Source organism: Streptomyces sp. NPDC050121 (genome assembly GCF_044460385.1).
GTDB lineage: Bacteria > Actinomycetota > Actinomycetes > Streptomycetales > Streptomycetaceae > Streptomyces > Streptomyces soliscabiei.
Window position 1 is genome coordinate 74,476 of sequence record NZ_JBITJV010000042.1, and the last position, 6,884, is coordinate 81,359.

Below are 6,884 nucleotides of genomic sequence, written 5' to 3' on the forward strand. Positions count from 1 at the left end.
CGGCAGACCATCGGCGGACTGCGCCTCGTGTCCGGCTCCAGCACGGTGGGGGCATGGCGGAAACGAATCGGATCAGTCGGGCCGGATTCCTGGCCGGGATGGCGGCGATCGGCGCCGCGGGCGCGCTCGGCCCTGCGGGGCGGGCACAGGCCACGGGACGGCGGCGAGGAGTCAGGCACCGGGGTGTCGTCTACACCGTGGGGGAGGGTGAGACGCCGGCCACGGGCTGGAACGCCGAGCGGATGCGGGCGGACATCCGGGCCATCCGCCAGGACTTGCACGCCGACACGGTCGACGTCACCGGCGACGGCGTGGAACGCCTCGCGGCGACCGCGGCCGAGGCGGCCGAGCAGGACCTGCACGTATGGCTGCAGCCCACCCTGGGCGACGTCCCGCCGCGGGACATCCTCGAACACCTCGCGGAGACGGGCCGCATCGCGCAGCGGCTGCGCAGGCAGGGCGCGAGCGTCGACCTCAGCGTGGGCTGCGAGTTCTGGCTGTTCGTGCCCGGCATCCTGCCGGGGGCGACCGCGCTGGAGCGCATACGCAACCTGCAGAACGGCACCTACGACCCGGTGGTGACCCAGCGCCGGCTCGACGCCTTCACGGCCCGCGCGGCCAGGACCGGCCGCTCGGTCTTCGACGGCCGGCTCGGCTACGCCGCCGCACAGGACGACCAGGTCGACTGGTCGCTGTTCGACGTCGTCGGCATCGACTACTACTCCTTCTTCCCCCGGCCCGCCGACTACGTGAAGGAACTGCGCCGCTTTCTGCGCTGGGGCAAGCCCCTGGCCATCACCGAGTTCGGCACCTGCGCCTACGTGGGAGCGCCGCAGACGGGCGGCATGGGCTGGGACGTGGTCGACTACGACAAGGACCCCGAGGAGATCAAGGGCCACCTGGTCCGCAGCGAACGCACCCAGGCCGACTACGTCACCGCGCTCCTAGGGGTCTTCGAGTCGATGGGACTGTACGCGGCGATGGCCTTCGAGTTCGTCACCCCCGACGCCCCGCACCGCGCGGACAACCCTCGCTTCGACATCGACATGGCGTCCTACGCCATCACCAAGACCGTGCACAAACGCCCGGGGCACCCGGAGGCGGGCTGGCACTGGGAACCCAAGCAGGCCTTCCACGCGCTGGCCCGCCACTACGCCGACCGCGCCCCGGGCACACCGCGTTGAACCGGCGTCTACATCGTCCGCTCCGGCACGCGTGTGCGGCTGCGGGCGCGTGAAGCAGCGGTGACGGTGATCGCCGTCGCCGCCGCGGCCAGGGCGGCGCTGACCCATGCGGCGCCCCGGTAGTCGTCCGCTGCGCCGGTCGCGGCGCCGGCCAGCAGCGGCCCCAGGAAGGCGCCGACGTTCAACGCGACGGTGGCGAACGCCCCGCCCAGGGACGGCGCGTGGGACGCGACGCGCATGACGCGGCCGACGAGAGCCGATCCGACACCGAAGGACAGCCCGCCCTGGACGACCGCCAGCACGAACAGCGGGACCGCGTCCGCGCCGGCGACGGCCAGCGCCGCCCAGCCGACCGGCAGCGCGCACAGGGCACGTACCAGGCCGCGCCGCATCCGTCCGTCGCCCGTCCGCCCGGCGACCGTCACTCCGACGAAGGCTCCGCCGCCGAACCCGGCGAGCAGCCCGGCAACGGCGCCTTCGGGGAGGTGGGCGACCTCCGTGGCAAGGACGGCGAGATAGGCGTACGTCGCGAACGTCGCCCCGTTGACCAGGGCCGCGAGGACCAGCGCCGACCGCACCGCCGGTGACCTCAGTGCCCGCGCTTCGTCCCGGATCGACACCTCCCGCGGACGGGTCGCGTCGGCGGGCGCGGACCGAAAGACCAGCGTCAAGGCAGGCAGGCACAGCGCGGCGACCGCCCAGAACGCGGCACGCCAGCCGGACCAGTCACCGAGCAGCGCGCCCGCGGGCACGCCCACGACGCATGACAGTGTCACGCCCGACAACAGGACGGCGGTGGCCCTGGTCTGCTTGGCGGGGTGGGGCAGAGCGGTCGCCACGGACATGGCGACCGCCAGGAAACCGGCGTTGACGATCGCGGCGACGACCCGGGTACCGAACAGCACGGGGAAGCTCGTCGTGACGGCGCCGACGGCATGCACGACGACGAAAGCGGCCAGGAACGCGGCGAGCGCGCGACGGCGTGGCCAACGCGCGCTGAGCGCGGCCATCACGGGTGCGCCCACGACCATCCCGATGGCGTACGCGGACGTCAGACTCGCGGCGGCACCCATCGACACGGACAGGTCCCGGGCGATTCCCGGCACGAGACCGGAGAGCATGAACTCGGAGGTTCCCTGGGCGAAAACAGCAAGGCCGAGGATGTGGACGAACACAGGCAAGGGATCGACTCCAGCGTCGGAATGCGTGGTCAGAAGCATCCGCGCGTCGCACGTCGACATCGGCCTGCGTCACCTACGACCGACCGAGGCGAGAGCAGAAACGGGACGAGACACGCGCAGCGCGCGTCCGGTCACCGGAAACAGGGTCGAGCACCGACCGGTCGTCGACCGGTCAGCCGACCCGCCGCCGGGCGACCGGCGGCTCCGCTCTGTCCGACTCGGGGCTCGTCACCCGACGCACCCTACGGACGGTCTCCCCGGCCCACAACCGAATTACCTCGTCTCAACGGACCGGGAAGCCGAACGAATACCCCTGCTGCTTCAGCCACGGCAGGACCTCGCGCAGGGCGGCGACGGTCTGGGCGCGGTCCCCGCCGGCGTCGTGGAAGAGGATGGTCGGGCCGTTGGAGACCTCTTTCTTGACGGTGGCGACGATCGCGGCGGCGCCGGGGTGCTCGAAGTCCTTGGTGTCGACGTTCCAGCCCAGCGGCCGCATTCCGTGGGACGCGGCGAGGGTGCGGCTGTAGGGGGTGAAGGCGCCGCCGGGGGCCCGGTAGTACAGGGGCCGCACGCCCCCCGAGGCTTCGGTGATCATGCGCTCGGCGTCCAGGATCTGCTGCGACTGGTAGGCCTCGGACTTGGTGTCCATGGTCGTGTCGTGCGACACGGTGTGGTCGCACAGCCGGTGCCCGGCCGCCACCACCGCCTTGACCAGCTCCGGGTGGGCCTGGGCCTGCGTGCCCACCATGCAGAAGGTCGCCTTCACCCCGTTCTCCTCCAGCACCTGGAGGACCTGCGGGGTCCAGACCGGGTCCGGCCCGTCGTCGATGGTGATGTTGACGCCATGGGCGCCGGCGTCCGACGCGTGGGCGATCTCCACGGCCACCGCCGCCGGCGCCCGGCCGGCGGCGCCCGAGGCTGAGGGACGCGCCGATACGCCCGCTGCCGCCCGCGGATCGTCGGACTGGCCGGCCTGCGCCGTCCACACCGAGGTGGCGGCCGCCACCGCCGTCACCCCGACCGCCGCCGCGAGTACCCGGCCGTACCATCCCCGCCCGCCATGCCGCGCCATGTCTGCCCTGTCCTCGTCGAGTCGCTGGAACCACCTGCAGCTGTCAGGACGGGCAAAGAGCGGGAAGGGATCCGTCTGTTACGGATCACGGACAATTTCGCGGAGGTTCCGGGACGCACGAGCACGCGCACGGCACGGTGTTCAGATCCGCAGCGGGCCGCACAGCAGGGCCGCGGGGCCCGGCGTGCTGCCGAGGCGGGTGGTGAAGGCGATGCCGGCGGCGTACTCGTCGGCGGCGCACTGGCCCTTGTAGCGGCCTGGGCGAATTCGCCGCCGGGGTCGCCGGCGGGCCGGTGGTCGGACCGGTCGAACCAGAGGGTCCGTCCCGGGTGGCCAAGCGCGGTACGGGACGGCACGCACAGCGCTGCCGACACCCGGTCGCCGCGCCGGCTGTAGCCGACGAGGAACTGGTCGGCGGCCTCGGAGGCGGCAGGGGCCCGGGTGGCAGCGGCCCGGGTGGCGGCGACCGCGGAGGGTGCCGGGGTCAGGGTGGCGAGGACCGTGGCCAGAGCCTCTGGGGGCCTGTGGGGGTGTGTCGGTGGGAGGCGAACGAGCGGCGGCTGCCGGCCTACGGACGCGCGGCGCCCGGTGCCGGCCCGATGAGGCCGGGCGCCGGGGCGCCGCGCAGAGGTGCAGTGCCCGTGGACGTGGACATCACCAGCTGTGGGCGACGTCCAGCACGAGGTGATCGGCCAGCCGCAGCACACGGAAGGGCAGACGGGCGCGCACGCCGAGCCCGAACTGCGTCACGCCCTCGAAGCTCCCGGCGTACCGGGTGTCCTGGAAGGTGCGGTAGCCGGTGAGGTCCACGCCCGGCAGCGGTTGCGCGACCCGTCCGGGGTAGGTGGGGACGCCGGTCTCGGGGTTGTAGGCGGGCGCGTTCACCCGGACGTCCAGGATGGCGCCGCCGCGGACGGGGATGGGGCGGCCGGAACCGTCCTGTTCGAGCACGTCGACGTAGCCCACCGAGAAGCCGAGCGCGTCGCCGCCCGCGCCCGGGACGTCGATGACGAACCGGTCGTAGCAGTCGTGGGCGCCGGTCCTGACGTTCGTGACCGGGGTCGCCGTGCTGGTGACGAACGTCTTGTCCAGGCTCCCCCAGCCGGTGGGACAGGCCGCAGCGGTCCGGGTCGCGCCGGCCGGCGCGGCTTCGGCCGGGACCGCGGCCACACCGAGCGTGGCGGTCAGGAGGGCGGCGGTGGCCCAGATGGTTCTGCTTCGCACCATGATCTCCCCCAAGGATTTGTGTGGCGGACATCAACTGAGACAACCGGATCGCCCCATGGGTTGCACTGTCTTCGCGTCTCTCTGTATGGCGCGAGAGAGCCGACCCGGAGCGGAGCCCGTGGCCTGAAACCGACGGACCTTCTTCGGCGGCTCATGCCTGTGTCCCCGGCCGCCGACATCGTCCAGGGACACAGGGGCTCGTGGGTCAGTGTGAGGTCAGCGTGCGGCCAGTTTCCAGAGGTGGTCCGCCGTGCCGTTGTCGGTCCACTGCAGGACCTGCGCGCCGGACGAGGTGCTCATGCCGTTCACGCCGAGCAGGAGCCCGCTGTTGTAGTTGGCGATCTTGTAGAAGCCGTCGCGGGCCGGAATGAGCTGCCAGAGGTGGTCGGCGGTGCCGTTGTCACCCCAGATCAGCGCCGTGCCGCCGTCGGCGGTGCTCATGTTGTTGATGCCCAGCAGCAGTCCGCTCTTCTGGTTGACGATTTTGTACAGGCCCGAGCCCGCCGCGACCAGGGTCCAGTTCTGGTCCGTTCCCGTCGTGGACGTCGACTGGACCACCGAAGTGCCCTGGGCCGTGCCCGCGTTCACGGTGTCCAGGGCGAGACCGCTGTTCTTGTTGGTGATCTGGTAGCGCCCGACGAGCGAGGTGGAGGCGCCGCTCGGAGTGATCACCAGGTGGTAGCCGTCGGAGGCGTTCATCGTGACGGGCACGGTGATCGAGCCGTTGCTGACGGCGTAGTCCGCGTCCGAGACGGTGATCGGGCCGGGGGAGGCGGTGAGTCGGCCGGTGTGCGGGCTGTACTCCAGCTTGACGTGGACCGTGCTGCCGAAGGCCGACAGCGAGGAGAGGCCGTTCACGGTCACGGCGCAGGAGCCGGTGCAGCCCCCGGTCACGACGCTGATCTGGTTGCCCGCGCTGTTCAGGGAGGCGAGACCGTCGATGCCGGTCTGCGCGGGCGGCGTGGTGACCAGCATGTTCCCCGACATGTCGCCGTACCACTTGTACGTCCAGTAGGAACCGTTGGGCGAGCCGCCGGTGTCGATGAGCGTGTCGCCGAGGGTGCCGTAGTGGTTCCAGAAGGCGAGCTCGGCGTCACGCACCCCGGCCCGTTCGAACTTGGCGGCATAGCCGATGAGCGCGCCCGAGTTGCCCACCTCGTCGGGAGTTCCGTACTCCTCGATGGCGATCGGGCGCGCACTGATGCCGAGACTCGACTCCAGGGAGCGGTAGGCGGCGACATGGGCGGCGATGTCCTTGCTGCCCTGCAGCTCGTGCCAGGCGATGACGTCGGGGACCGTGCCGCTCGCCTTGGCGTCGGTGAGGAAGGAGCTCATCGAGGACTGGTTCCACGCCGAGTGGCTCGGTCCCTGGATCGGCGTCCTGGTGTCCTTGGCGCGGACCTCCTTGAACGTGCGCGCCCAGCCCGCGTCGAACGCACCCGCGTTGGCGGTGTTCCAGGTCCAGTCGGGTTCGTTCCACAGCTCGTACGCGCTGATGTTCGTCGCGCCCGAGGACTGCACGGAGGCGACCTGCTTGTCGACCGCGGACAGCCAGTCGGCCCAACTAACCCACTTGTAGGGGAAGTTCGGGTACCAGTCCGGCATCCGTACGACAACCTTGGCGCCGGCGCGGGCCGCCTTCGGCGCGACCACGAGGGCGTCCCCGGCCGGCTTGGGCTCGCCGTTGGGCAGTTGGGAGCCGCCCGGGGCCATCTGGACGAAGGTGTTCGGCTTGAGCGCGTTGACCACGCTGTCGGCGGGCGTGCTGTTGTCCGCGAGGCCGTAGAGACTGCCGGTCGCGACGTGCGTGACCGGCCGGAGGGTCTGGCCCGCGTTGACGACCAGGGTGGTGGCTGTCGTAGGCGCGGCGTCGGCGGGGACCGCCGCGGCGAGTGCGGCAGCGGTGAGAGCGGTGGCGCCGACGGCTGCGGTGAGGCGGCCGGACAGGCGTGGTCTGGTGCGGCTCATCAAGGGAGTTCTCCTCACGGAGGGAGGGAATTGGAGGGGGTGTCAGAGTCTGTGTCATATCCCCGGTCGGATCAGCGCGCGGCGTCATGGGGGTCCCCCTCTGGGGGAGTGCGTGCCAGGCGTCGCGCGCCCGGCCGGGGATATGACACAGACTCTCAGCTTGTTCTTTATCTACCAGGATCTGCCAGGGCGGCCGATGGCCTTGAGGGTCTCGGGGCGTTTGACGGTCTTGCCGACGTCGTAGCGGGGTGC

General features: G+C 71.5%; 5 protein-coding genes and 1 pseudogene. 1 reads left to right on the top strand and 5 read right to left on the bottom strand.

Annotated features, from left to right (window positions below; all coding sequences use genetic code 11):
* Window positions 1-53: 53 nt before the first annotated feature.
* On the top strand, window positions 54-1,184 hold the full coding sequence (locus tag ACIBTS_RS40965) for an abortive phage infection protein (RefSeq protein ID WP_399325871.1): 1,131 nt from the start codon (window positions 54-56) through the stop codon (window positions 1,182-1,184).
* An 8-nt stretch (window positions 1,185-1,192) separates the two neighbouring features.
* Here the strand turns inward: ACIBTS_RS40965 and ACIBTS_RS40970 are convergent, their stop codons facing one another.
* The 5 genes and pseudogenes from ACIBTS_RS40970 to ACIBTS_RS40990 all read right to left on the bottom strand — a co-directional run bounded on the left by ACIBTS_RS40970 (window position 1,193) and on the right by ACIBTS_RS40990 (window position 6,632).
* Window positions 1,193-2,365 carry a Cmx/CmrA family chloramphenicol efflux MFS transporter gene (locus tag ACIBTS_RS40970; RefSeq protein WP_399325873.1) on the bottom strand — a complete coding sequence of 391 codons (1,173 nt, stop codon included), beginning with the start codon at window positions 2,363-2,365 and terminating at the stop codon, window positions 1,193-1,195.
* A gap of 283 nt (window positions 2,366-2,648) precedes the next feature.
* Window positions 2,649-3,437: a polysaccharide deacetylase family protein gene (locus ACIBTS_RS40975; protein ID WP_399325875.1), complete on the bottom strand. Its 789-nt coding sequence runs from the start codon at window positions 3,435-3,437 to the stop codon at window positions 2,649-2,651.
* Between the two features lie 141 nt (window positions 3,438-3,578).
* Window positions 3,579-3,853: pseudogene (locus ACIBTS_RS40980) on the bottom strand (glycoside hydrolase); the annotation flags it as partial.
* A gap of 238 nt (window positions 3,854-4,091) precedes the next feature.
* A complete protein-coding gene (locus ACIBTS_RS40985) occupies window positions 4,092-4,664 on the bottom strand; it encodes a hypothetical protein (RefSeq protein WP_399325876.1) in 573 nt (190 codons plus the stop codon).
* 216 nt (window positions 4,665-4,880) lie between these two features.
* Window positions 4,881-6,632, bottom strand: a complete 1,752-nt coding sequence (locus ACIBTS_RS40990) for an RICIN domain-containing protein (RefSeq protein ID WP_399325878.1) — start codon at window positions 6,630-6,632, stop codon at window positions 4,881-4,883.
* Window positions 6,633-6,884: the final 252 nt, after the last annotated feature.